Origin of the sequence: Campylobacter sp. RM12651, assembly GCF_022369475.1 — a bacterium.
GTDB lineage: Bacteria > Campylobacterota > Campylobacteria > Campylobacterales > Campylobacteraceae > Campylobacter_E.
This window is the reverse complement of sequence record NZ_CP059600.1, coordinates 1,976,671-1,999,400: the sequence shown is the minus strand read 5'-3', so window position 1 is coordinate 1,999,400 and position 22,730 is coordinate 1,976,671. Positions and strand designations below refer to the sequence as shown.

Here is a 22,730-nt window from a genome sequence, read left to right as displayed (position 1 = left end):
TGTCTCCTTATTAAGTATTAAAATATTTTATTTTTCTATATTTTCTATATTTTTATATTTTGTTTTATCTTTAAACTTAAATTTATTTTGAAATTCATCTTGCTTATTTAGTGTATTACTTTTAAGGCTCTCTGTTTTAAACTCATCTTTGGTTAATATTTTATATTTAGATTTCTGCTTTTGCTTTAAAGGTTGCAAATGCTTTTCGCTTTTATCTTTTATAGATACTTCCCATATATTTTTATAAGTGGTTAATTCATAATATTGAAATTGTTTATTAGGTAATTTTTTCTTAGCTGTCACTTTTGCTTCTAATTGATCAGTCACAGCAAAATAGCATTTATCACCTACGCATACATTATTGTTATCTACAACTTCTTTTAAGTCTTTGCCCCACAATATAAATTCTTTATCATTTTTATCCTTCATTTTTACATAAAAGCTTGGCTCATTATCTTCTTTAAAATCATATAATGCATCACCGAAACTTACCACTTCATGATAATTCATATATTTATCTTTTTCTTTATACACTTTAGGAGTTAAATTAATTTTAGTTTTTATTGTTGCAGTTGCTTCTACTTTTAAAGCATTGAGTTCTAGTGCAAATAATTTTCTTAAATCTTGCAAATCCTTTTTTCTTATATGTTGTCTTTTACCAAAATTATCTTTTACTTTTAATACAACATGGCAATGTGGATTATCTGTATCTTTGTGCATAGCTACTAGAAAACTATTATTAGGATACTTAGTTTTTAAAGTCTTTGTTAAAGCTTCTTTGATTTTTTCTACTGGTGCATTTTTATGATCTTTCATTGAAAATATGATATTGTGTGTTTCCTTTATTTGCTTTTTATTTTTACTTGTATCATATTCAAATTCATCATACGCTAAAAAATTTTCAATAGCTTCATTATTGTTATTATATATATTGCTATCTTGATCAAATAATTCCAACTTTTCTTTTCTTGAAATGTAATTTAAATGCCGTTTCAAGCTTTTTGCATCATAGCATGAACTGGCTATTTTAATCATAACTTCAGTATTTTTTTTACTATTAATATATGTTTTATGTAATGTGCGTTTTTTATAATTTTTAGGAAGTTTTGCAACTTTTTCTTTTTTAATAAATACTTTTTTAGCTCTTAATTCTTCATCTTCTAAATATATTTTTTTAGCCATTTAATCTCTTTGTTAAAGCCATATAGTCTGATACAATTTGCTTTATTGTTAGTTTAATTTCATTGTTTGTATCTTCTACAATTTTATTAAATTTTTGCATGTCAGGACTAAAGTTATCAAATCTTTTTTCATTTAAAACTTTTGCAATTTGATTTATATTTACACCTATTTTTTTAATTTCTACAATAGCTTTCATTAGTTCATTAAATTGATTTTTGCTAATATATTTTTCATCTTTTAAAGATGATAATATTAAATATTTAGCTTCTTTAGTTATTGAATTAAAGCCGTGTATTTTTCTAAAATTTTCTAATGTTTCATACTCATCTTTGCTTATGAAAATTCTAATCTCTTTATACTTGGTTTCCACATCTTTAATATTTTCATCTTTTAAAAATTTATAATTCTCCTTAATACATATTAGTATAAGCTCATGTATTACTTGAGTATATGAAACTCCTTTAGTTTCTTTTAACTTATCTAAATATTCAAGTGCATAATCTTTTAATCTAATTGTAGTTTTTTTAGAGCTCATTTTTTCCCACTAGCATATAAAATTAAAATATGGTTGACTATTATTTATTTTTTCAAGCATAGATACAAATTCTTCGGCAATTAACTTTGGGTGACTTAAAATATTTACATTTTTAGAAACGGTATCTATATCCATTGAATAACATTTTGAAGTATCCACTAGAGTTAAATGAACACCCAAATCTTGATGAAATTTAAATTCAAGTTTATTTAAATTATCACAATCTTTTGCATTATAAAAAAATTCGTTTTCGGTTACTCTAACTTTAAAACCATAACGATATTTATCATCGAATCTTGGTCTTATATTTTTTGTTACTAAATCTGCATGATAGTCTTTATAGTTCTTTTGTTCTTCTAAAAAATTATTTTTTATAGTTTCAATATCTAATAACTTAATATCTATTTTAGGAAAATAATTTGACATTATTTTATAAAGACTTTGTCTGATAATGCAACGAATTTCAAAGCGTTTGCTATGACTATATAATAATGGAATTAATTGCTCTGGATGATTTATGGTTTGCTGTGTATAATCATCATATCTAAAATGAAAAGAAAGGTTATGTAAAATACGACGTGTAATAGTTTTAAAATCAACATTATTTAATTTATTTATAAAATTTTCAAAATCTTCATGTTCAACTAATTTAGTAACACTTCCTAAAGTTAAAATATCATTCTTAATTTTATCCATATCTATTCCTTTCACGCTAATAACATATAAGAGCTAACAGCAGTTTTGACAATAGTATAAAAAAAGTGTATGGCACTTTTTGGATACTTTGTCTATCCTGCCTAACCTTATTTTATTCTAAAATTAATAATAACTTTTTTAAGTAAATAGAAATATTAAAATATTAAAATTATAAGATATAAATTAATTAATAAAAAGATTTTTTTATTAAAATAATAATTATTTTGTGATATAATAAATAAAATTATTCAAGGAGATATTATGTATTCAAAACAAGATCAAATTATTGCATCGTTAGAAGAAAAACTTAAAGATGCCAAGCAAAAGAAAAAAGATTTAGAAAATAAATTTTTTCTTGAATTAGGTAAGCAAGCAATGATGCTTTTAGAAAAAGAAAAAGAATTCTATTCTTTATTTGATGAGTTATGTAAAAAATATGATTTAAAAATAATAAATGATTTATCTATAAAGGAGAAAGAGCATGAAAGATAAATTTGAAAGCATTACAATAATATCAGTTGAAGATATGGATAAAAAAAGACAGGATATATTTTCAACTAATAAAGAATTTAAAGATAACGAAAAAAATGCATTGCTTCAATCTTTAGCTATGTTAGATGATATTATTAAAGCCAGTGCAAAAGAAAATTTAAAATTCCCCAACGAGTTTATAAAATTAAAAATAAAGCTCAATGGAAAAGAGCAAGAACTAAATACTCCTTTAGGCGTTGGGGCATTTAGTAAGGATTTAAACCACTTGATAAATTTATCAAATACGAATTTAAATAAAGAAGTTGCAGACAAAAATACAAACAAACAAGTATTTGAATTGTTAGAAAGATTTGGCGAAGGTGGTAAGTTTAAACAACCTGAAAAACAAGAAAATTTTAAAAATATATTTAATGATTTACGCTCAATAAATTTACACGATGAAGAATTAAATGGAGTTTATCAAGCTACTTTAGATTTTTTTGAAATGTTTAAAGATGGCAATGCAAAAGTTATTGATAATTCCAAACAAGCCATTTCGTTAAAAGAAGCACAGGCTACACAAAAACTTAAAGAAAACATTGTAGAAATTATAAAAGAAAATAAAGTTGCTAATGTAAAAGAGAGTCAAAAAGACATTTCAAAACCTATACATAGATAAAAGGAAAAAAGATGAATTATATTATTAATAAAGAAGCTGATTTTTATATAGAAAAATTAAAAAAACATCTACAAGATAATTGTTTTTTAGACACAAAAAAAGATAGTAAAAAAAATGTTTTTGATTTTTTCAAATGTGGTATTGATTATATGATTGATATTTTAGAATTAAATAGATTAGAACTTAATTATGAAGCTTATGGTTGTTCTATTAATGCAGAAAGTATTTTATGCTTTAATGAATTAGATAAGTGGAATGCTAAAATAGAATATGTAGCAGATAAATATAATAATATAGGTTTTTTTCTTTATATTTGTAAATTTGAATTAAAAGATTTTACATTAAATGAGTTAAAAAAACTAGATATAGATAATATTGTTAAACACGCAACAGAACACGCAACAGAATATGAATGTATAAAAAATAATAATATTTTTAAACTTGAATTAAATGATAAAATCACAAAAGAGAATTTAATAAATTGCATTATTTTTTATAGCAGAATTTATATTTTACTAAGAATTAAAAGCTCAGAAATTATTGAAAACATAATGTTTAAAAATACTAACATATCTAATAAAAACGATGTAATCAATTGGTAAAATGCAATGTTACTTTTTAAACAATAGAATATATAAATATAAGCATGGCAGTTAATAAAGCATATTTAACTTGTGATAAAACTCCATCTGGTGATGAAGTATATACACCTTTTTATGCAGTAGAACCATTACTAGAATTTATTCCTAAAAGCAAAACAATATGGTGTCCATTTGATAAGGAATGGTCAGCATTCGTTCAGCTTTTTACAAAAAATGGTAATAAGGTAATCTACTCTCACATTGATGATAGTAGGGGGGGGGATTTTTTTTATTATGAACCTAAAGAACATTACGATATTATTATTTCAAATCCACCGTATAGCAAAAAAGATAAAGTCTTGAAAAAGTGCTACGAGTTAAATAAACCATTTTGCTTATTAATGCCAATAAATGCATTGCAAGGTAAGGCTAGAGTAGATTTATTTTTAAAATATGGGTTAGAACTAATAGTTTTTGATTTAAGGATAGATTATCACACTAATAGAAATTTTGAAAAAACGACTAAGGGAAATCATTTTGGTAGTGCTTATTTTTGCCATAATGTATTAAAAGAAAAAATGATTTTTAAAAAAATTAATAAATACGAGAAAAGTTTAAAATAATATGGCAGTTTTTTGGCTGAAGTATCTGCCATATATTAATTATTATAGCCAAAAAATATTAATAAAATTAAAAACATAATAAAAAAATGTTATAGATATATTCTAAACTAAAATAATTTAAAATAAACTATTTTAAATTATAAATTAATATAAATTCCAGACAAGTATTAATAAAATTCAGACTAGTGCATAAGATTACGGACTAGTCTATTTTATAGAGCAGACTAGTGTCAGACAAGCGTTAAAAATACTTAAAATTCATTACTTTTTTTGCTATTTTTTAAATTTTAATAATTTTTATATGTAAAAAATATACAGACTAGTCAGACTAGTCTATTTTATAGAGCAGACTAGTGTCAGACTAGTGTCAGACAAGTAACAGACAATTAAAGTATTTTAATTATCATCTAATAAATCTATATTTATATTTTCTATGTCAACATAATTTATGAAATTACCATCAGAATCAATATTAGCTAATTTACCGCCTTGTGTGCCTATTCTTTTTAACTTTAATACTTCTTTAACATATCTTGCAAGCTGTTTATCTGTAACCATAACTTCTAAATTATTTTTTAGTAATTCAATTATTTCTTTATATGTTTTACCACATTGTAATGCAATAATTATTACTTCTTTGATTTCATCAAATATTTTAAAACGCATTTCTTCGTTATATGTTTCTATTTCATTCTTTAAAGCTTGTTTTAATTTGGGTAATTTTTTCTTAATATCGCTTATGTTGGCTTTATGTAACGGTGTAAGTTTATTATTTTCTTCTTTCATATTTTTCCTTTTACAGATCCTTAATGCTTAACTCGTTTATATCTATATGCTTAATAAATTTTCCTTCATCATCAATATAAGCAAATTTTCCACCATTGCCTCCAAATCGTTTAATTTTTAAATATTCTTTTAAGTAATCAGAAATTTGTTTTGCTAAAAGATCATTATTTTTTATAACAATAGAAGTATCATATATTGATTTAAGTTTTACATTATTATCTTTCATATAAGCTCCTAATTTTCACTAACCTAATATCTTTTCTTAAAGACAAAATAAATAAAACTAATGGAAATAAAAAAGTGGCTCCGGATGTAGGATTCGAACCTACGACCAAGCGGTTAACAGCCGCCTACTCTACCGCTGAGCTAATCCGGAATAAGTAGTAATCGTTAAGTAAAAGCGTAATAATAGCCAAGAAAATTTTGTTTGTCAAGAGTTTTTTGAAAAAAATATAAAAAAATGTGAAATTTAATAAAAAATGCTTTTAGTCAAAATGATTTATTGACTTAAAAGCACTTATAAATTATAAGTTTTTAAATAGCTTATAAGCAGGATTTATAAGCAATGCAGCACAAAATGCTTTTGCAATATCAGTTACTATGAAAGGATATAACCCTATACTAAGTATTTTATCCTTAGGAACATAAAAGCTTAAAATAAATAAGCCACAAATATAAAGCACCGCAGTAGCTACTAGAGCATATAAACTTAACGCAAAGACATTGTTTATATCATGGTCTTTAGCTTTTCCCATAATATAACCCATAGCAATCAAACCAAAAATATACCCACCACTAGGGCTTAAAATTGCGTGCAAACCACCACCGCTAGCAAACACAGGAAAGCCACACAAACCTTCTAAAAACCATAAAATCAAACTAAATAAAGCTAGTCTTGAGCCTAAAGCATAAGATATAGTTAAAACCACCATAGTTTGCATAGTAAAGGGTATGATGTCTATGCTTATTTTTAAATTAGCAGCAAATGCTATTAAAATACTTGCTAGTAATACTTTAGCTGTATTGCTTGCAGTATTTTTCTTTAAGCAAAAACTTTTTAAAGCTGCTAACATAATCCCTCCTTTGTAAAATTAAAAAATGATTATATACTAAAAATAATATTTATAAAGGAAGAATTATGAAAAAACATTTAATAGCCACTAGAGTAGGGGCGTTTTATTTAGAAGATGATAAAATTACGCCTTTTATTTACGATGAAGCCCCGACTGATTTGATTAATCATTACACAAGCAGAATAAATCATAGCTCAAGAATTAAAAATCCTTGCGTTAGGCGTGGATTTTTAGATGGTTCTAAGGATAGATTAGATGATGAGTTTATAGAGATTTCTTGGGATAAGGCCTTTGAATTAATTGCAAATAATCTTAAAAAATATTATGAAGAATACGGCTCTAGCAGTATTTATGCTGAAAGTTACGAATGGGGTGGGGTAGGTAAAATCGGCTGGGGTAGAATGCTAATTCATAGACTTATCAATGCTCTTGGTGGTGGGGTCTTTGAGTTAGGAGATTATTCAACCGGCTCTGCAATAGCTAGTATGCCTTATGTTTTTGGCTCATCTTGTGTTTATGAAAGAGCAACTGATTATAAAGAAATAATCAAACACGCTAAAGTAGTGGTGTTTTGGGGAGCTAATCCTATTATTACAAGTAAAATTGCTCACGATATTCCTATGCACGAACACGAAAAATATCTAAAACAAATGGCTGAAAATAAAGATATTGAAGTAATTTTTATAGATATTAGAGCTAATGAGAGTGCAAAAATGATGAATGCAACAACTCTAACTCCTAATTCAAATTCTGATATGGCAATGGCTATTGGAATGTGCAATTATCTTTATACTAACAAGCTTTATGATAAAGAATTTATAGAGAGTAAAACCACAGGATTTGATACATTTAAAGACTATTTTCTAGGCATAAACGACGGGGTAAATAAGGACTTAGAATGGGCTAGTAAGATTTGTGGTATTAGCAAAACTGATTTAGAAAATCTAGCCTTAAAGCTTAAAAATAATCCTAGTAATATTTTATTAGGTAGGTCAATTCAAAGACAATTAAACGGAGAATTTAACTACCTAGCAATAATTTGCTTAGCTGCTATGTGCGGACATATAGGCAAAGATGGTTTAGGGATTGAGTTTAATTTAAGCAGTGGTTGCAAGGGTGAGAGTGCAAAAAATACAGAAAAATTAAGTGATATAAATACACTTTTAGGCGAAATAAAAGGCAAAAATCATTATATCCCAAGCTCAAGGCTTAGCGAGTGCTTATTAAGGTCTAATACAAAAAGCACTTATAAAGATGAAGAAATCATTTATCCTGATATAAAATTAATGATAAATGCTTGTGGCTCATATCTTACCCATCAGCCAAATAGCAATGAGAGTTTAAAGGCTTTAAATAATCTTGAGTGTATTATCACACTTGAGCCTTTTTGGACGGCTCAAGCTAAGATGAGTGATATTGTTTTGCCTATTGCTATTGAAGGGGAGCGTTATGATATAGAACAAAGCACGAATAAAGAAATAATTTTTGCACTAAAACCTATAAAAGAGCCTTTTTATAACGCAAAAAGTGATTTTGAAATATGCAAAGAAATAGCAAAAAGATTTAATAAATCTTATGAATTTTGCCACGATTTAGATGAATTAGACCTAGTAAAATTGGCTTATTTAGATATTAAAGAAAGATATTTTAAAAAAGGAATAATTTTAAGTGAGTTTGATGAGTTTTTAGAAAAATCTTATGAAAAAGTGCAGGGCTTAAGTGAATTAGAGCCTTTTACAAGATTTAAAAACATAAAAAATATTAATTTAAGTATAAAAAACAATATCGCAAAATACGAGCAAAAAGATGAGCTTTTAAGCGAATATCCTTTGTTTTTAACTTCTGCACATAGTCCTTATAGACTTCATTCACAACTACATAATAGCGATATAAGAGATAGTGAAAATGATTTAGAGCCTGTTTATTTGCATAAAGATTTAGCTATTAAAAAGGGCATTAAACAAGGAGATATTGTAAGAGTTTTTAATGATAGGGGCGAGATTTTAGTGGGGGCTAGAATAATTTGTGATATTAATCCTAATAATATTTTGATTTTTCAAGGTGCTTGGTGGCAAATTGATGGTAAAAGGTGCCTAAATGGAAATGTAAATGTGCTAACAAGCTCAAGCCCAAGTTCAGCGGTATCAAATAGCAACACAGCTCACACTTGTAAAGTAGATATAGAAAAATTTAATGGTATTAAAAACTGGGAGAAAGACTGCTTTAAAGCTCCGAAAATTATTAAGAATTTATAATTTAAATTCTTATTTTAATTATCCTAAAAACTAGGATAATTAAAATTCTTTTTTGTTTAAATCATCTAAAATATTGCTAGCTAGACTATCTACGCTATTTGCAGCTTTATTTGTATCATTTGCAATATTATCATTTTCTTTACTTAGCTCATCAATTTCGCTTATGGTTGTATTGATTAGATTAATTGCTTGAGTTTGCTCATCTATACTCATACCAATATCGTGAATTTGTTGGACTAATAATTTTACATTAGCTTCTACTTGATTTAATGATGAGCTAGTGTTATTAGCTAATTTGCCAACTTCACTTGCAACCACGCTAAATCCACGCCCATGCTCACCTGCACGCGCTGCTTCAATAGCAGCATTTAAAGCTAATAAATTTGTATCTTCTGCAATGCCTCTAATAACATCAATAACGCTTTTTATGCTATCGCTTTGTTGAATGATTTCTTGGCTTTTTTGAGCTACTGCAGTCATTGAGCTTGACATTTGATTGATTGCTACTGCACTTTCTTCAAGGTTGTTTTTAGCCTTTTTGCTACCATTTAATAAAAGCTTCATATTTTCTTTTAAATTATTAGAATTTGATTTTAAAGTATTGCTTATATTTTCTTGAGAATAAAGCATATTTTTAATTTCTTGTTGCAAGGTATTTAGGCTATTTTCTATCTCTCCTATTGGGTTTTTTATATTATTTTTGAAATTCATATTTGAGTATTCTTTTAATAGCTCATCAATTTGGTTAATATCTTTTCCTATTTTTAGTTTTAGAGTTTGCAACATTTCTTTTAGAATTTCTTTTAATTCTTTTATTTTTGGATTGTAAGGTTCGCTGGTTATTTCATTGTTTAAACTACCTTGTTTAATAGAATTTGTAATATTTGTAATTTCATTTATACAGGTTTGGTCTTTTTCATAATTTTGCTTTAGTTCTAATACGGTTGCATTTATTTGCATAGCCATTTTGCCAAATTCGTCTTTGTTGTTTGTGATTATTTTATCTACATCATTACTTTTATATCTTAAAAAATCAAAAAAACTATTAAGACCAGTATTGATTAAAGTAAGGTTTTTAATGATATTTTTAGATATTACATAAGCTAAAAACATATTTAAAATTTGTGCTAATAAGGCTATTATTATTTGAATAATTATTTCTTGTTGAGCTTCAGACTTATTTATATTTGCTTTATTTAGAATTTGATTTGTTATTTCGTTTTCTAATTTTTTATAATCTTCTATCACATTAGTAGCTACTTGGAAAAATTCATTTGCATTTATATTAAAATTACCATTTATATTATTATTCATAGTAGTTGATATAAATTCTTGAAGTTTTTTATAACTTTCAAGATTTGAAAGATTTTTTAAATATTCATCTATAAAATTAATTTTTAATTCTTTTAATTCTTTTAATTTTCCAGAAATACTTGTATTTAGGTAACTAATGTTTGAAAAAGTGTTAATATCCATAGTATTTGCATTAAATACTCCGTTTAAAGTCCCCCTTAATAAGCCATATCTTTCTTTTGTAGTAGCTACTAAATTAAGAGCATCGCTTAAACTAGCATAGCTTTCATCAAGACTTTGAGAAATATCTTTAACTTTTTTGATTTGTTGATTTATTAAATTAGTATAATTTTGTAATACTACAGCTCTATTAGCCTTATTATCTACCATATTTCTTAGACTATCAACTTCGTTTTTTAAGTCGTTATTTAAAATAAATTTAGCTCTATGTTCTATTAAAGTTTGTTTATTTGCACCAGCTAAAAATCCTACGCTAAGCCCACGCTCAACTTGTAATAAGTGAATTATTTCGTTGGTTTGAGATATTATCTTTACGCTATCTTGTGCAGTTATTGAAGAATTATATGTCTTATAACTATTTTTAATTAGCAAAATATTATAAATTAATAATATAATTAAAAATGTGCTTGTAAGCAATAAAAGTTTTTTAGAAATAGATATTTTAGAAATCATAAGTCCCCTTAATTAATAGATTTAGATTTTTATTTTAAAGTTTTTTAAAGAATTATATAGATTTTAGGAGAATGGATGAAATTTTTTTTAATTTTTTGTATGTTTTTTTCAACATTACTAGGTAGCTCATTTAAAGGAAGTGATTTTGATGAGTTAAAAAGTATTGATGTAAGAGATTATTATATTAGCGAATATATTGATGGTATGGGTGCTAATTGGGATGGTAAAAAGTTATATAATAATCATAATCAAACTTATGAAATTAGCAAAGATTTTACAAAGGATTTTCCACCTTTTGAGATAAAAGGTCTTTTATTTTGTGGGACAGATTATTATGATACCTTTAATGATGTTATGTTAAACAAGCTTAAATGTGCTAAGTTTTATGTGGTTGATGTCCCTAATCAAAAGGGAGATTTAAAGGATAGATTAAATTATTTAAGAGATTATTTAAAAGAACACCCTAATAAAAATATTACATTCGTAGTTCAGAATGAATTTAATAGTGAAGATGAATTTGTAGATTTTTTTAATGAAGTTATATTAAAAGAATCAGAAGGTGTGTATTTACACAAAAAGAATACTGATTATGATGTTCCAAGACAAGATAAAATAGTGCAAATTAGAAAGTTTTATAAAGATAATTGCGTTATATCAAAAACTAATTTAAACAATGAAGGTAAGCTAATTAATTATGAATGCCAATGGAAAAAGATTAACGCTTTAAGAGCCCTTACTAAATTTACTGATGAAAAATTAAATAATAACGAACTTACAACTATTACTATAGGCAGTGGTTTTAATATTAACGAAATAAATAAACCATTAAACATAGGAACCAAAATTGCATTTAAGTATTACAAACTTGATAAAGATGGAAAACCTATGCATAGCGTATTTATTAGAAGTTTTTAAGGAGTGGGTATGAAAAAATTATTGTTTGTCGCTAGTTTTATTGCTGTATTTTTTAGTGCTTGCAACGATGAAGCTAAAACTACAAGTATTAAAACTGGAGATATATTAACTTTAAAAAGTTGGGATAATCAAGAAATAAAAATCAAAAGAGAAGAAAATGGCTTTAGTTTGGTTGATAGCAATAAAATTTTAATTATTGATATATTTGGGACTTTTTGTCAGCCTTGTAGAGCCGAAGCTCCAATGCTTTTTGATATACAATCAAAGCATTTAGATGATTTAGTGTTTGTTGGATTATCTTATGCAGAAGAAGCTGATAATGAAAAATTAAAAGAATTTGCAAAGAACTATAATGCGTATTATTTTTTAACAAATGATAAAAGAGCAGATTTGATAGTAGAAGCAATAACAGATGATATAAAATATAATACTCAGGTTCAATTACCTTTTAAAGTAATGTTAAAAGATGGTAAATATCAAAAATTAGGAAATGAGTATTTTATTTTAGGTAAAGCCGATGAAGGATTATTAAGAGAAAGTATAAATAAAGCAAAGGAAAATAAATGAAAAAATCTTTAATCTTATTAAGTGTATTAGTGTTGTTTGGTTGTGTAAATACTAACAATGTTGAGGTAGCAAAAGAAGTGAAAAAATTAGAAAATAAAGAATATAAAATATCAAAAATTATAGTTAAAGACACAAATAAAGAATATAGCAATTCTAGTAATTGGTCTTTAATAATTGAAGATAATAAATTAGGAATGTTTGTAGGTTGCAATAGAATTTTTAGTGCTATAAAACAAGAAAATAATAATATTTATTATGAAAATCCAGCAAGCACAAAAATGATGTGCCCTAATCAAGTAATGGAAGTAGAAAACGCAGTTGCTAGTAGTCTTACAAGTATGCAAATAATAGAAAATGGCTTAGAAAACGATAAAGTAAAAATTATTTTTGAATAATGATTTTTCTAGCAAACAAACCAATTAATATTAGCTCTAATTCTTACGCTTTAAAATTAGGTAAAAAATTAGGGCTAAAATTAGGATATTCAGGCACACTTGACCCATTTGCTAGCGGGGCATTACTCTGTGCTGATAAAAAACACGCAAAATTATTTCGCTTTTTAAATCTTGAGCCAAAAGTCTATGAAGCAACGATTTGGCTTGGTGCAGTTAGTCCTAGCTTAGATAATGAAAACATAAGCTTTTGTAGTGTTAAAGAGCCTAGTTTAGAGCAAATTATGCAAGCTTTTGCTAAGTATCAAGGAGATATAACTTACACTCCGCCTATATTTTGTGCTAAAAAAATCAATGGCAAAAGAGCGTATGAGTTAGCTAGAAATGGCGAAAAGGTTGAGCTAAATGAGTGTGTAATGAGTGTGAGAGCTGAGTTTTTGCATTATAATTTCCCTTTTATTAGTTTTAGATTAAGTGCTAGCAAAGGCACTTATGTTCGTTCATACGCCAAGCTAATTTGCGATGAATTAGGTGTAAAAGGGACTTTAAGTGCTTTAAGAAGACTTAGTGAAGGCGGCTTTAAAGAATTTAAAAATTATGATGCTTTTGGAAGTGTTGATTTAGAAGAAAATTTTTATTTAGGCGATATAAACGACTTGCTATTAGGCAAAAAATTAAGCTTAAATGATTTTAAAAAACAAGATTATAAAATTTATAAAATAGATTTAGGAGATTGTTTTAGCATTATTAGATTAGATGAAAAAATAGAATATATTTTAAATAAGGTGGAAAAATGTTAGTAGTATCAAGAAATGCAGGTGAAGGAATAGTTATTGATGGTGGGATTAAAATTAAGATTTTTGAAATAAAGGGCGATTCGGTAAAAATCGGTATAGAAGCTCCTAAACAAACTTTAATTTTAAGAGATGAATTAGTAGATTCTATAAAAGATGAAAATATCCAATCAGCTGCATCTTCAAGTGAATTGTTAGATAGTTTAGTAAGCTCACTTTCAATGTATAAAAAAGATAAATAATGAAAGCTTTTGCAAAGATTAATATATTTTTAAAAATCACAGGCAAAAAGGATAATTATCATCAATTAATTTCAAGATTTTATAGGATTGATAATTTATATGATGAGCTTTATTTTATACCTAAAAACGAAGCTAGGAATTTAGATAAAACTTTAATTCCTAATTCAAATTCTTTATTAAAAATCAATGGAATTACTTACGAAAATGAGTTTAAACAAGATGAATTGATGGATAAATTTTATTTGATAAATGATAATTTAGTAAGTAATTTTTATTCTAAAAGCGATATTTTTTCAAAAGTTTTAAGTTTAGTTGATGAGAATTTAAAACAGGAATTTCAAAATAATTTCGCTTTAGTTTTACACAAAAATATCCCTACTTTTGCAGGACTTGGCGGTGCTAGTTCTAATGCTGCTTGTTTTATAAAACTATTAAATGATATAAAGCCTTTTGATACTAAAGCAATTGCTAGGCTTAGTGGGGCTGATGTGAGCTTTTTTGAAAGTGGGCTAAAGAGTGCTAATGTTAGTGGATATGGTGAGATAATTGATGATTTTAGCGATGATTTATGCGATTTTTCATTAGAATTTAGCACACCTTGTAGCACAAAAGATGTTTTTAGTGAATTTGCAAAAGAGCCAAAATATTATGCAAATGATGAATTAAGTAAATTAAAGACAAAAGAGCTTTTAAATAATTTTACAAATTATGATTTAAACGATTTGCTAAAATCTTGCAATGCTTTATATTCTATCACTTTAGACTATGCTAATAGGGGTTTATTTTTAAGTGGTAGTGGTGGTAGTTTTTTTAAACTTAAATCATAATTTATCTAATTTGTTTTAGTTTAGAATTGTTTATTTTAAACATTTTTGATGAACTTTTTTGAGCTAAATCCAAATCCACAATTACATTGGCTATATTTTTTGCATAATTTATATCAAATTCATATCCGTGCAAATTTGCACTACTTGAGTATAAATATTTAAAATTCTTTAAAAATAAACTATGTTTATTATCATTTACTAATCTAAATGATATTTGGTTTTTATATATAAAGGTTGTTTTTTTAGCTTTTCTTACTTGATTTTTAAATTTATTTGGAACTCTTGCAAGGTTTTTAAGGCTAGTTAGATATGCGCTTGTTATTATGCAAGGTTTATTGATTTCTCTTTTTTTAGCTAAATTAATTTCTTTATAATCTTTACTTAAAAATCCAGCTGTAGTATCGGTTTGTGCTAGATAAATCATTTAACAAAACTTGGAATTTTATTTAATATCATAGTTGTAAAATCTATCATTTGATTCATCATCCAAGGCATTAAGAATATTATTATTACAACAACCAAAATGATTTTTGGTACAAAACTTAAAGTCATTTCGTTAATTTGGGTTGTCGCTTGAAATATACTTATTAAAAGTCCTGCAATAAGTCCAGCTAAGAGCATCGGAAGTGATAATAAAAGTGCTATTTTAAAAGTTGATACCCCAAGTGCAACTAAAGTGCTTTCCATATTAATCCTTATCATCAAAGTGTTAAACAATTTTAGGCAAAATTACTTAACTATAATTAAAACAAGGAAAAACAATTAAAAACGACTTTATTAAATTATTAAAAGAAATAGACATAAACCTTTGGCTACTTGTTTCTATATTTATTACACATTGTGTTTATTGTTTTTTGTTTTTAATTAATGGTATTTTTCCTATGGCTATTTTTAATATTTACTCAATAACGAGTTATTTTGTAGCAATTTGCTTTTATTTAAAAGACAAAATAACAGCAGCGTTTTTTGTAGCATTTGCCGAAATATTTTTACACCAAATTATGGGTTCTTATTATTTAGGGTTTGAAAGTGGATTTAGCACTATTATGATGTGCTTATTTTTCTTGCAATTTACATTTTTTAGCAAGTGGCTTTATAGAATATCAGTAAGTTTATTTTTGCTTTTTAGCATATATGGTTTATATTATTTTAGACATTATTTAGTAGGTGAATATAGTAATAGTCAAGATTTGTTTTTCTATATCAATACATTTTCAAGCTCTGTTTTTATGTTAATTTATGGTGGTCTTGCAACGGTTACTTCAAATAAAAAATTATCCGACTTAACTTATTTGGTTTATAGAGATTTTCTAACAGGTCTTTTTAATAGAAAATACTTTGAAGAAAAGATAATTCCTAACTTCAATAAAGATGAATCACTTTTAATAGCAATTTGTGATATAGATAATTTCAAAAGAATTAATGATACTTATGGTCATGATATAGGCGATATAGTTTTAAAAAGTGTAGCATCAGCAATTCAGTATGAAATGTTAGGGCTTAAAGGCGTTGTTTCTAGATGGGGTGGCGAAGAATTTGTAGTGAAATTAAATGTGAAAAACAATCAAGAAGCAGAATACTATATGAATGTAGTAAAAAATTCAGTTTCAAAACAAGAATTGAAAAAATATAACATAAAACCAACTATAACAATTGGTGGTATTTTTATTAAAAATCCTTGTAAAGATAGTTTTGAGCATTATTTTAAAATTGCCGATCAAGAATTATATTTTGGTAAAAAAAGCGGCAAAAATTGTGTAAATATACAAGTTTCATAATTTTTTTATAATTAAGTTTAATTTAAGAAAAAAAATATATAATTCTGTCTTTATTTCATAAGTGCGGGAATAGCTCAGTGGTAGAGCACAACCTTGCCAAGGTTGGGGTCGCGAGTTCGAACCTCGTTTCCCGCTCCATTATTTTACATATTTTGCCCAGATGGCGGAAATGGTAGACGCAAGGGACTTAAAATCCCTCGGTAGTTTTTACCGTGCCGGTTCAAGTCCGGCTCTGGGCACCATAAGGTGATATAGCCAAGCGGTAAGGCATGGGCCTGCAAAGCCTTGATCCTCGGTTCAAATCCGAGTATCACCTCCAATAAGGCTTTTGCAAAAAATCTTTTATCGCTTGTTTGATAATTTTTCGGGAGATGGCTGAGTGGTCGAAAGCGGCGGTCTTGAAAACCGTTGAGGTGCAAGCCTCCAGGGGTTCGAATCCCTTTCTCCCGGCCACTTCATTTTTAACAATCTTTTTCATTTTATATTTTTTTAAAAAAGTATTTTGTTCTAGCTTTTTTAGCTCCTTTGTTAGAAGAAAATATTTTAATTGAGTGTTGAAAAACACTCAATATATTTTAATTAGAATTTAATTCCGAATTGATTTATTAATAAACCATCAAGCATTCCATTAAATTGGTCTAAAAATCCCATTTCTTTTACTATTGTAAGTGCAAAATAAGATGAAGTGATAGGTCCAGCACTTGTGATTATATTTTTACGAACTACTACAGGCTCATTTAATCTTCTTCCTTTAATTCCTTCTTCACAACCTGGATAGCAAGTAAATTCATCACTTAAAACCCCAGCATTTGCTAAAACTATTGGAGAAGCACAAATTGCTGCTATTAATTTGTTTTGAGAATTTAAATCTTGTAAAATTGATTTGATTTTTTCACTATTTTTAAGGTTTGTCATACCACCAAAACCACCTGCTAGAGCAATTGCATCAATGTTTTTAGTATCAACTTCGCTTAGTTTTACCTTAGCTTTTAAAACCATACCAGTATCTAGTGTAACTTCTAAATTATCATCTAAACTAGCACAAATTACATTTATATTAGCTCCATAATTTTTCGCTCTTAGAAGAATATCAATAATACTAATTAATTCAATATCTTCAGCTCCATTTGCATAGGCACTAAAATATTTTTCATTTTTACTCCTTTTAATTAGATTAGAGAATAATATTAATTAAAATTAAGTAATTAATTGTTAATATTCATTTTCAAATTTTTTAAAAAGGATATTGATGGATACAACAATTCAAGATGTAAAAGCCACAACCACAGAAACTCTGAATAAACTAATTGATTTGCAAAGTGCAGGTTTTGATTTTGAAGGATTTTTCTTAAAATATGGTTTTAAGATTTTAGGTTCAATTCTTATTATTGTTTTAGCATTGTTTTTAATGAAAGTTGTAGGAAAAATTTTAAGAGTTACTTTAATTAAAATTAGCACAGATGAGACTTTAACCAATTTCTTAGTTAAGCTTGTAAAAATTATAATTTTAGTTGTTGGAATTCTAGCAGCACTCAATAATGTTGGTGTTGATACGACTTCATTCGTTGCTTTATTTACAGCTACATCTTTTGCTATATCTTTTGCATTTAAAGAAACTTTATCAAATATAGCTGCGGGTGTTTTGGTTGTAGTGTTTAGACCTTTTAAAATAGGTGATTATGTAAAATTTGGTGCAGGAGAAGGATTTGTATCTGATATATGTTTGTTTTCGGTTACGCTTAGAACATACGATAATACAAATATAATAGTTCCAAACTCAAAAGTTATAAGCGATAATATTTATAATTATTCTCGTGAAAAAACAAGAAGAATTGATTATTCTAAAGTAATTGACCCATCAACTTTATGTAATGTTAGAAAAGAAGTTGAAACAGCATTAGGTCAAAATGAATTAATTTTAAAAAATCCAGCAATTTATGTTGGGGTTAAAAATGTAAATGATGCTAATATAGAAATAGCAATTCAACTATGGGTAAAAAATGAAAATTATGAAAAAGCTTCAATGCAGGTAAATGAAGCACTTGCAAAGATATTTATAAAATAATTTTAGAATTTGAAATGAGATTTATCTTATTTCAAATTCTTTTTTTCACAATAAAACTTAAAACATAAGCAATCATAAAGCAAAAACAAGCAAGTAAAATTATACAAGCTCCGCTACTTAATTCATAAGCAATACTTAAAATTAATCCACCTAAGCAAAAAAATAGCGATAATAATACAGAAATAATCATCATAGATGAAAGCTTAGTGCAAAACATAGAAGAAATATAGCTAGGAATACAAAGCAAAGCTAGTATTAAAACCATTCCAACTACTCTTAAACTAATCACTATACAAACAGCAGATGCAATTATTAGCATATAATAAATTAGATTTGCATTAACACCATTTGCTTTGCAAAACTCACTATCAACGCTAACTCCTATTAATTGTCTATAAAATACAAAAGCCATTATGATAAAAGCTATATCAGCACCTAGCATAATATAAATATCACTTAATTCAACTGCCAAAATAGCTCCAAATAAATAGCTAAAAACTATGGAATTTGAATTAGGACTTAAATCGCTAAGCAATATCCCAACACTCATTCCAAAAGCCCATACTACACCAATTACAGCATCTTGATTTTTGTAATTTCTTGATAAATATGCAATCAAAACAGCACAAGCAATAACAAAAGCTAAAGTGCTAAGCATAGTGCTAACTCCAAAATAAAGCGAAATCCCAAGCCCACCATAAGCTGCGTGAGAAATACCACCTACCATTGCTACAAGGCGATTTGTAAGAACAAGCGCTCCTATAATCCCACAAGCAATGCTTACTAAAACTGCTGCTAAAATTGCATTTTGAATAAAATTATAATTTAGATATTCCATAATTTTCCCATATATCAACTTCGCATAAATTATTTTTATGCGTTGCTAAGTGTAATAATTTGTTGCTATCAAGACCTTTTGTGATTTTGTGTAAATGTGCGGTCTTGCTAATATGAATTAATTTATTTGCATACGAAGAAATTAAAGCTATATCGTGGCAAACACAAATTATGCTAATTCCTTGATTATTAAGACTTTTTAATAATTCAAACACTTCTATTTGTCCTTTTGCATCAATACTAGCAGTAGGCTCATCAAGTAATAATAATTCACAGCCACTAAGTATTGCTCTAGCTATTAAAACTCTTTGCTTTTGCCCGCCACTTAAACTTGCAAATCTTTTATTTGCATAATCTTTTAAGCCCAATTTTTCAAGTGCTAAAAGTGCATTTAATTTATCTTGTTTTGAATTAAAAAAGAATGAATTTTTCTTTAAAGTTCCCATCAAAACTACATCTAAAACATTGATAGGAAAACTAGGATTTATATTAGCAACTTGCGGGACATAACTTAATTTATTTGTGTTTATAATAATTTCGCCTTTACTTGGTTTTAACAAACCCAATAAAAGCTTTAAAGTTGTGCTTTTTCCACCGCCGTTTGCTCCTATAATTCCTACGAATTCATTTTTTTCTACATTAAAACTAATATTGCTTAAAATCTCTTCCGTATCGTAAGAAAAGCTTACATTTTTTACTTCAATCATCCAAAAATCCTATAAATAATCCAACGCATATTACAAATACAAGGCTTAAAATCTCTATTTTTGAGCTAAATTTAAATCTTGTTATTATAAATGCACTTAAAAATATAGCCAAACTCATACCTAATGCGATTAATAAAGCCGCTATAAAAGCTCTAGCACCTAAGCTACTTATAAAGCCAATTACTAAAATAAGTCCAGGACAAGGCAATAAACCTATGCTAAATGCTAAGAAATTATCAAGAACTTTTTCTTTATTTACTACATTTAAAATTCTATTCTCATTAGCCACGCTAAAGCTTTTTATATTATTTGGTGTTTTTGTAATTTGTGAAATTTGTGGTTTTTTTAGCTTTAAATAAAGCAAAATAAGTGCTAAGAAACTTATTAAAAATCCTGAAATTTTATTAAGATTTAAAAGATTAAATAAAGAGAAAAAACTAGCAATTATAAAGGCATTTACTAAGTGAATAAAACCTACTTTTAGACTAAAAAATAATATTTTTTTCTTAGAGTTCATAAAATAAGCTGCGGTTATGCTTTTTCCGTGACTTGGTAATAAAGCGTGAAAAAAGCCATAAATTAGTGCGATAGGATATAAATATATGCTATTGTTTTTTAATAATTCAAGCATTTTGCTCTGTAATTTTGCTAATTTTTCTAATAAAATATCATAAAAAGATTTTGAAGTGTTGGTTTCAAATTCTTTTGGTTTTTCTACTTTTTCATCTACTTTTTGAGCTATTTTTTCTATTACATTTGCTTTTTGAAATTCATAATAAACTGCATTTAGATTAATATTTTCATTAATGCTAAAACCATCTACTTTATAGGTATTTTCTTTTATTTTAAAATTAAAAAACCCATCTAAATCCTCTACCGAAAACATTAAAACTCTATCAATTTTAGGGATAAAATCATAATCTATAAAGTATTCTAAAAAAAGCTCCTTATCAAAACTTACTTTAATATCTTTAACAATAAATTTGATTTTTTTGCTTTCTCCGAATGGCAAATCATAATATTTTAAAGTAGTCAAAAAATCTCTAGGTAGTAAATAATCAAGCAAAGCAGCACGAACGGCTACTAATTCTTTTTCATCTAAATTCTTGTCATTATTTAAATCATAGCCGTCTAATAGTGTTTGTGAAAAATTAGAAGAAAATTCCCATGAAATGGAATTTCCTTTAAAGCTAACATGAGCAGTTGGCGTATATAAAGCACATAAAGCACAAGCGTATATATTAATGCTTAGAACAATTATCGTTAATAATTTTCGCAAAGTTTAAAAGCTCCTTAGATAATTCATTAGAAAGTTGATTAATTTCTACTAATTTTAATCCACTTTCCTTGTGAATGGTTTTTGCCAATTTATCATTAAATTGCGGTGCTTTTAAAACAAGGCAAGCTTTTTTATCTTTTGCAATTTCTATGATTTTTGCTAATTCACTAGGTTTTATTTCTTTACCTTCAAATTCTAAAGTATATTCAACAAGATTATATCTTTTAGCAAAATATCCCCACGATGGATGAGCACTTATAAAACCTTTTACATTCACATTTTTCGTTAAATCATATATTTTTAAGTTTAATTCATCTAATTCTTTTTCATAATTTTTTAGATTTTCATCAATTGTTTTGCTTTCATTAGGAAAAGCTTCTTTTAAAGCATTAGCTGAATTTTGTGCAATTTGTTTTAATAAAATAGGGTCAGTCCAAATATGCACATCTAAGCCTGAATGCTCGTGTTGATGCTCGTGGTGATGGTGCTCTTCTTTATGATTTGAGCCTATGTGGTGAATTAAGTCTTTTTTAATATCTTTTACGCTCATATTTTTAGGATAATAAGTTGGCCAATTATCCATTTCTTTTAGCAACTCTTCTTGACTAGAGTTGCCAAAAAATATATGAAAATGTTCTAAATCTTCTGTAGGAGCGATATTGTGGTCGCTAAATTGCACATATTTAAATTCTGCATCTTTATTGGTAGCTTCAAATAAATATCTAACACCTTTTTTACCTGATTCATAGGTTAGTATTTTGTATCCAATATATTTATAATTTGATTTTTTACTTATACCATTTTGTATAAATTCCATACTATCTTTTGTAATGATTATGCTTTCTACATCGGTTTTATAGCCATTTAGATAATATTCTTTATATTCTTGCTCAGTTTTATCTTTTTTTGCATTTGATTTTAATTTGTAATATTCATCTAAATCCCCATTTTTAGCGTAAGGATAAATTGATTTCCAATTACCAATCCAATCACTTAAATCTCTATTTTTTACATCATTATCATCAAAAATCCCATTATATATATCATCATTATGTTCGTGATGGTGCTCGTTTAATTCTTTATGAGAATAATTATTTTTTTGAATATTTTCATCAGTGTGAATTATTTTTATATTGGTATTTTCGGCAAGTCTTTTAAGCCATATATCTTCAATTTCAACCCCGATACCTAAAAATACTTTAGCCTTACTAAGCTCCATCATTTGCTTTGGTTTTGGCTCGTAAGTATGCGGGTCAGCTCCTGCTGGCATAAGAGTTGTAATATTTGCATTTGGTAATAGTTTTTTAACAATTTCAACTTGTGGTAATATGCTAACTCCTACATTATTAGCTAATAAATACACGCTAGCTAATGAACTTAATAATATCTTTTTCATTGCAATTCCTTTTCATAAATGTTTTAAAGTTGCAAGTGTAGTAAATTGTTGCTTAAATGCAACT

At 26.7% G+C, this 22,730-nt stretch carries 27 protein-coding genes and 5 tRNA genes; 17 read left to right on the top strand and 15 right to left on the bottom strand.

The features are described 5' to 3' along the window. Positions 1-27: 27 nt before the first annotated feature. From mobP1 to AVBRAN_RS10010, 3 genes are read right to left on the bottom strand one after another with little or no spacing between them, the layout of a single operon-like run. Positions 28-1,182: a MobP1 family relaxase gene (mobP1, locus tag AVBRAN_RS10020; RefSeq protein WP_239803181.1), complete on the bottom strand. Its 1,155-nt coding sequence runs from the start codon at positions 1,180-1,182 to the stop codon at positions 28-30. Next, complete coding sequence (mobC, locus tag AVBRAN_RS10015) at positions 1,175-1,717, bottom strand: plasmid mobilization relaxosome protein MobC (RefSeq protein WP_239803180.1); 543 nt, start codon at positions 1,715-1,717, stop codon at positions 1,175-1,177. Before mobC ends, mobP1 begins: the two co-directional genes overlap by 8 nt. A gap of 9 nt (positions 1,718-1,726) precedes the next feature. Further along, positions 1,727-2,413: a hypothetical protein gene (locus tag AVBRAN_RS10010; protein WP_239803179.1), complete on the bottom strand. Its 687-nt coding sequence runs from the start codon at positions 2,411-2,413 to the stop codon at positions 1,727-1,729. 261 nt (positions 2,414-2,674) lie between these two features. Between AVBRAN_RS10010 and AVBRAN_RS10005 the strand changes: the two genes are divergently transcribed. From AVBRAN_RS10005 to AVBRAN_RS09990, 4 genes are read left to right on the top strand one after another with little or no spacing between them, the layout of a single operon-like run. Then, positions 2,675-2,905 carry a hypothetical protein gene (locus tag AVBRAN_RS10005; protein ID WP_239803178.1) on the top strand — a complete coding sequence of 77 codons (231 nt, stop codon included), beginning with the start codon at positions 2,675-2,677 and terminating at the stop codon, positions 2,903-2,905. After that, positions 2,895-3,563: a hypothetical protein gene (locus AVBRAN_RS10000; protein ID WP_239803177.1), complete on the top strand. Its 669-nt coding sequence runs from the start codon at positions 2,895-2,897 to the stop codon at positions 3,561-3,563. Before AVBRAN_RS10005 ends, AVBRAN_RS10000 begins: the two co-directional genes overlap by 11 nt. Positions 3,564-3,574: 11 nt before the next feature. After that, positions 3,575-4,165, top strand: coding sequence for a hypothetical protein (locus tag AVBRAN_RS09995; protein ID WP_239803176.1), 591 nt, complete (start codon positions 3,575-3,577; stop codon positions 4,163-4,165). A 44-nt stretch (positions 4,166-4,209) separates the two neighbouring features. Next, complete coding sequence (locus tag AVBRAN_RS09990) at positions 4,210-4,767, top strand: sugar-phosphate nucleotidyltransferase (RefSeq protein WP_239803175.1); 558 nt, start codon at positions 4,210-4,212, stop codon at positions 4,765-4,767. Between the two features lie 396 nt (positions 4,768-5,163). Here the strand turns inward: AVBRAN_RS09990 and AVBRAN_RS09985 are convergent, their stop codons facing one another. The 4 genes from AVBRAN_RS09985 to AVBRAN_RS09970 form a co-directional block, all read right to left on the bottom strand. Then, entirely contained in the window at positions 5,164-5,553 is a 390-nt protein-coding gene (locus tag AVBRAN_RS09985) for a hypothetical protein (RefSeq protein WP_239803174.1), read from the bottom strand. A 10-nt stretch (positions 5,554-5,563) separates the two neighbouring features. Beyond that, positions 5,564-5,779, bottom strand: a complete 216-nt coding sequence (locus AVBRAN_RS09980; RefSeq protein ID WP_239803173.1) for a hypothetical protein — start codon at positions 5,777-5,779, stop codon at positions 5,564-5,566. A gap of 75 nt (positions 5,780-5,854) precedes the next feature. Continuing rightward, positions 5,855-5,929 (bottom strand) — tRNA-Asn (locus tag AVBRAN_RS09975). Between the two features lie 148 nt (positions 5,930-6,077). Continuing rightward, complete coding sequence (locus AVBRAN_RS09970; protein ID WP_214116243.1) at positions 6,078-6,626, bottom strand: biotin transporter BioY; 549 nt, start codon at positions 6,624-6,626, stop codon at positions 6,078-6,080. Between the two features lie 65 nt (positions 6,627-6,691). Between AVBRAN_RS09970 and AVBRAN_RS09965 the strand changes: the two genes are divergently transcribed. Then, positions 6,692-8,881: a molybdopterin-dependent oxidoreductase gene (locus AVBRAN_RS09965; protein ID WP_239803172.1), complete on the top strand. Its 2,190-nt coding sequence runs from the start codon at positions 6,692-6,694 to the stop codon at positions 8,879-8,881. A gap of 39 nt (positions 8,882-8,920) precedes the next feature. Here the strand turns inward: AVBRAN_RS09965 and AVBRAN_RS09960 are convergent, their stop codons facing one another. After that, the gene (locus AVBRAN_RS09960) at positions 8,921-10,867 is read right to left on the bottom strand and encodes a methyl-accepting chemotaxis protein (protein ID WP_239803171.1); all 1,947 of its coding nucleotides are present in this window, start codon (positions 10,865-10,867) and stop codon (positions 8,921-8,923) included. A 75-nt stretch (positions 10,868-10,942) separates the two neighbouring features. Here AVBRAN_RS09960 and AVBRAN_RS09955 point away from each other — a divergent pair, with 75 nt between their 5' ends. Genes AVBRAN_RS09955 through AVBRAN_RS09930 form a run of 6 tightly spaced genes read left to right on the top strand, consistent with a single transcriptional unit; the run spans position 10,943 to position 14,604 of the window. After that, positions 10,943-11,782, top strand: a complete 840-nt coding sequence (locus AVBRAN_RS09955; protein ID WP_239803170.1) for a hypothetical protein — start codon at positions 10,943-10,945, stop codon at positions 11,780-11,782. 9 nt (positions 11,783-11,791) lie between these two features. After that, positions 11,792-12,349 carry a TlpA disulfide reductase family protein gene (locus AVBRAN_RS09950; RefSeq protein ID WP_239803169.1) on the top strand — a complete coding sequence of 186 codons (558 nt, stop codon included), beginning with the start codon at positions 11,792-11,794 and terminating at the stop codon, positions 12,347-12,349. Further along, positions 12,346-12,744 carry an META domain-containing protein gene (locus tag AVBRAN_RS09945; RefSeq protein ID WP_214116259.1) on the top strand — a complete coding sequence of 133 codons (399 nt, stop codon included), beginning with the start codon at positions 12,346-12,348 and terminating at the stop codon, positions 12,742-12,744. The genes AVBRAN_RS09950 and AVBRAN_RS09945 overlap by 4 nt, the downstream gene beginning before the upstream one ends. Then, positions 12,744-13,541 (top strand): tRNA pseudouridine(55) synthase TruB, encoded by a 798-nt coding sequence (gene truB / locus AVBRAN_RS09940; RefSeq protein WP_239803168.1) that lies wholly within the window; start codon positions 12,744-12,746, stop codon positions 13,539-13,541. The genes AVBRAN_RS09945 and truB overlap by 1 nt, the downstream gene beginning before the upstream one ends. After that, positions 13,535-13,777: a carbon storage regulator CsrA gene (gene csrA, locus AVBRAN_RS09935; protein ID WP_214116264.1), complete on the top strand. Its 243-nt coding sequence runs from the start codon at positions 13,535-13,537 to the stop codon at positions 13,775-13,777. Before truB ends, csrA begins: the two co-directional genes overlap by 7 nt. Beyond that, entirely contained in the window at positions 13,777-14,604 is an 828-nt protein-coding gene (locus tag AVBRAN_RS09930; protein WP_239803167.1) for a hypothetical protein, read from the top strand. Before csrA ends, AVBRAN_RS09930 begins: the two co-directional genes overlap by 1 nt. Before the next feature lies 1 nt (position 14,605). On the opposite strand, the gene AVBRAN_RS09925 is transcribed toward AVBRAN_RS09930, so the two are convergent. Together AVBRAN_RS09925 and fliQ are read right to left on the bottom strand one after the other, a co-directional pair. Continuing rightward, positions 14,606-15,028, bottom strand: a complete 423-nt coding sequence (locus tag AVBRAN_RS09925; RefSeq protein ID WP_239803166.1) for a Sua5 YciO YrdC YwlC family protein — start codon at positions 15,026-15,028, stop codon at positions 14,606-14,608. Next, the gene (gene fliQ, locus AVBRAN_RS09920) at positions 15,025-15,291 is read right to left on the bottom strand and encodes a flagellar biosynthesis protein FliQ (protein ID WP_214116269.1); all 267 of its coding nucleotides are present in this window, start codon (positions 15,289-15,291) and stop codon (positions 15,025-15,027) included. The genes AVBRAN_RS09925 and fliQ overlap by 4 nt, the downstream gene beginning before the upstream one ends. Before the next feature lie 194 nt (positions 15,292-15,485). On the opposite strand from fliQ, the gene AVBRAN_RS09915 reads away from it, so the two are divergent. From AVBRAN_RS09915 to AVBRAN_RS09895, 5 genes are all read left to right on the top strand, one after another. Then, complete coding sequence (locus AVBRAN_RS09915; RefSeq protein WP_214116278.1) at positions 15,486-16,382, top strand: GGDEF domain-containing protein; 897 nt, start codon at positions 15,486-15,488, stop codon at positions 16,380-16,382. 63 nt (positions 16,383-16,445) lie between these two features. Next, positions 16,446-16,520 (top strand) — tRNA-Gly (locus AVBRAN_RS09910). A 16-nt stretch (positions 16,521-16,536) separates the two neighbouring features. After that, a tRNA-Leu gene (locus tag AVBRAN_RS09905) sits at positions 16,537-16,624 on the top strand. 3 nt (positions 16,625-16,627) lie between these two features. Next, a tRNA-Cys gene (locus tag AVBRAN_RS09900) sits at positions 16,628-16,701 on the top strand. 46 nt (positions 16,702-16,747) lie between these two features. After that, a tRNA-Ser gene (locus tag AVBRAN_RS09895) sits at positions 16,748-16,835 on the top strand. 126 nt (positions 16,836-16,961) lie between these two features. Here the strand turns inward: AVBRAN_RS09895 and AVBRAN_RS09890 are convergent. Beyond that, positions 16,962-17,471 carry a DJ-1 family glyoxalase III gene (locus AVBRAN_RS09890; protein ID WP_239803740.1) on the bottom strand — a complete coding sequence of 170 codons (510 nt, stop codon included), beginning with the start codon at positions 17,469-17,471 and terminating at the stop codon, positions 16,962-16,964. Between the two features lie 160 nt (positions 17,472-17,631). On the opposite strand from AVBRAN_RS09890, the gene AVBRAN_RS09885 reads away from it, so the two are divergent. Beyond that, positions 17,632-18,447 carry a mechanosensitive ion channel family protein gene (locus AVBRAN_RS09885; RefSeq protein WP_239803165.1) on the top strand — a complete coding sequence of 272 codons (816 nt, stop codon included), beginning with the start codon at positions 17,632-17,634 and terminating at the stop codon, positions 18,445-18,447. A 31-nt stretch (positions 18,448-18,478) separates the two neighbouring features. Here the strand turns inward: AVBRAN_RS09885 and AVBRAN_RS09880 are convergent, their stop codons facing one another. The 4 genes from AVBRAN_RS09880 to AVBRAN_RS09865 are packed head-to-tail and all read right to left on the bottom strand — an operon-like array spanning position 18,479 to position 22,666. Further along, positions 18,479-19,288, bottom strand: coding sequence for an iron chelate uptake ABC transporter family permease subunit (locus tag AVBRAN_RS09880; RefSeq protein ID WP_336614069.1), 810 nt, complete (start codon positions 19,286-19,288; stop codon positions 18,479-18,481). Further along, positions 19,266-19,991, bottom strand: coding sequence for a metal ABC transporter ATP-binding protein (locus tag AVBRAN_RS09875; RefSeq protein WP_239803163.1), 726 nt, complete (start codon positions 19,989-19,991; stop codon positions 19,266-19,268). The genes AVBRAN_RS09880 and AVBRAN_RS09875 overlap by 23 nt, the downstream gene beginning before the upstream one ends. Then, positions 19,984-21,270: a hypothetical protein gene (locus tag AVBRAN_RS09870; RefSeq protein ID WP_239803162.1), complete on the bottom strand. Its 1,287-nt coding sequence runs from the start codon at positions 21,268-21,270 to the stop codon at positions 19,984-19,986. Before AVBRAN_RS09870 ends, AVBRAN_RS09875 begins: the two co-directional genes overlap by 8 nt. After that, positions 21,233-22,666, bottom strand: a complete 1,434-nt coding sequence (locus AVBRAN_RS09865; protein WP_239803161.1) for a ZinT/AdcA family metal-binding protein — start codon at positions 22,664-22,666, stop codon at positions 21,233-21,235. Before AVBRAN_RS09865 ends, AVBRAN_RS09870 begins: the two co-directional genes overlap by 38 nt. Between the last annotated feature and the right edge of the window lie 64 nt (positions 22,667-22,730).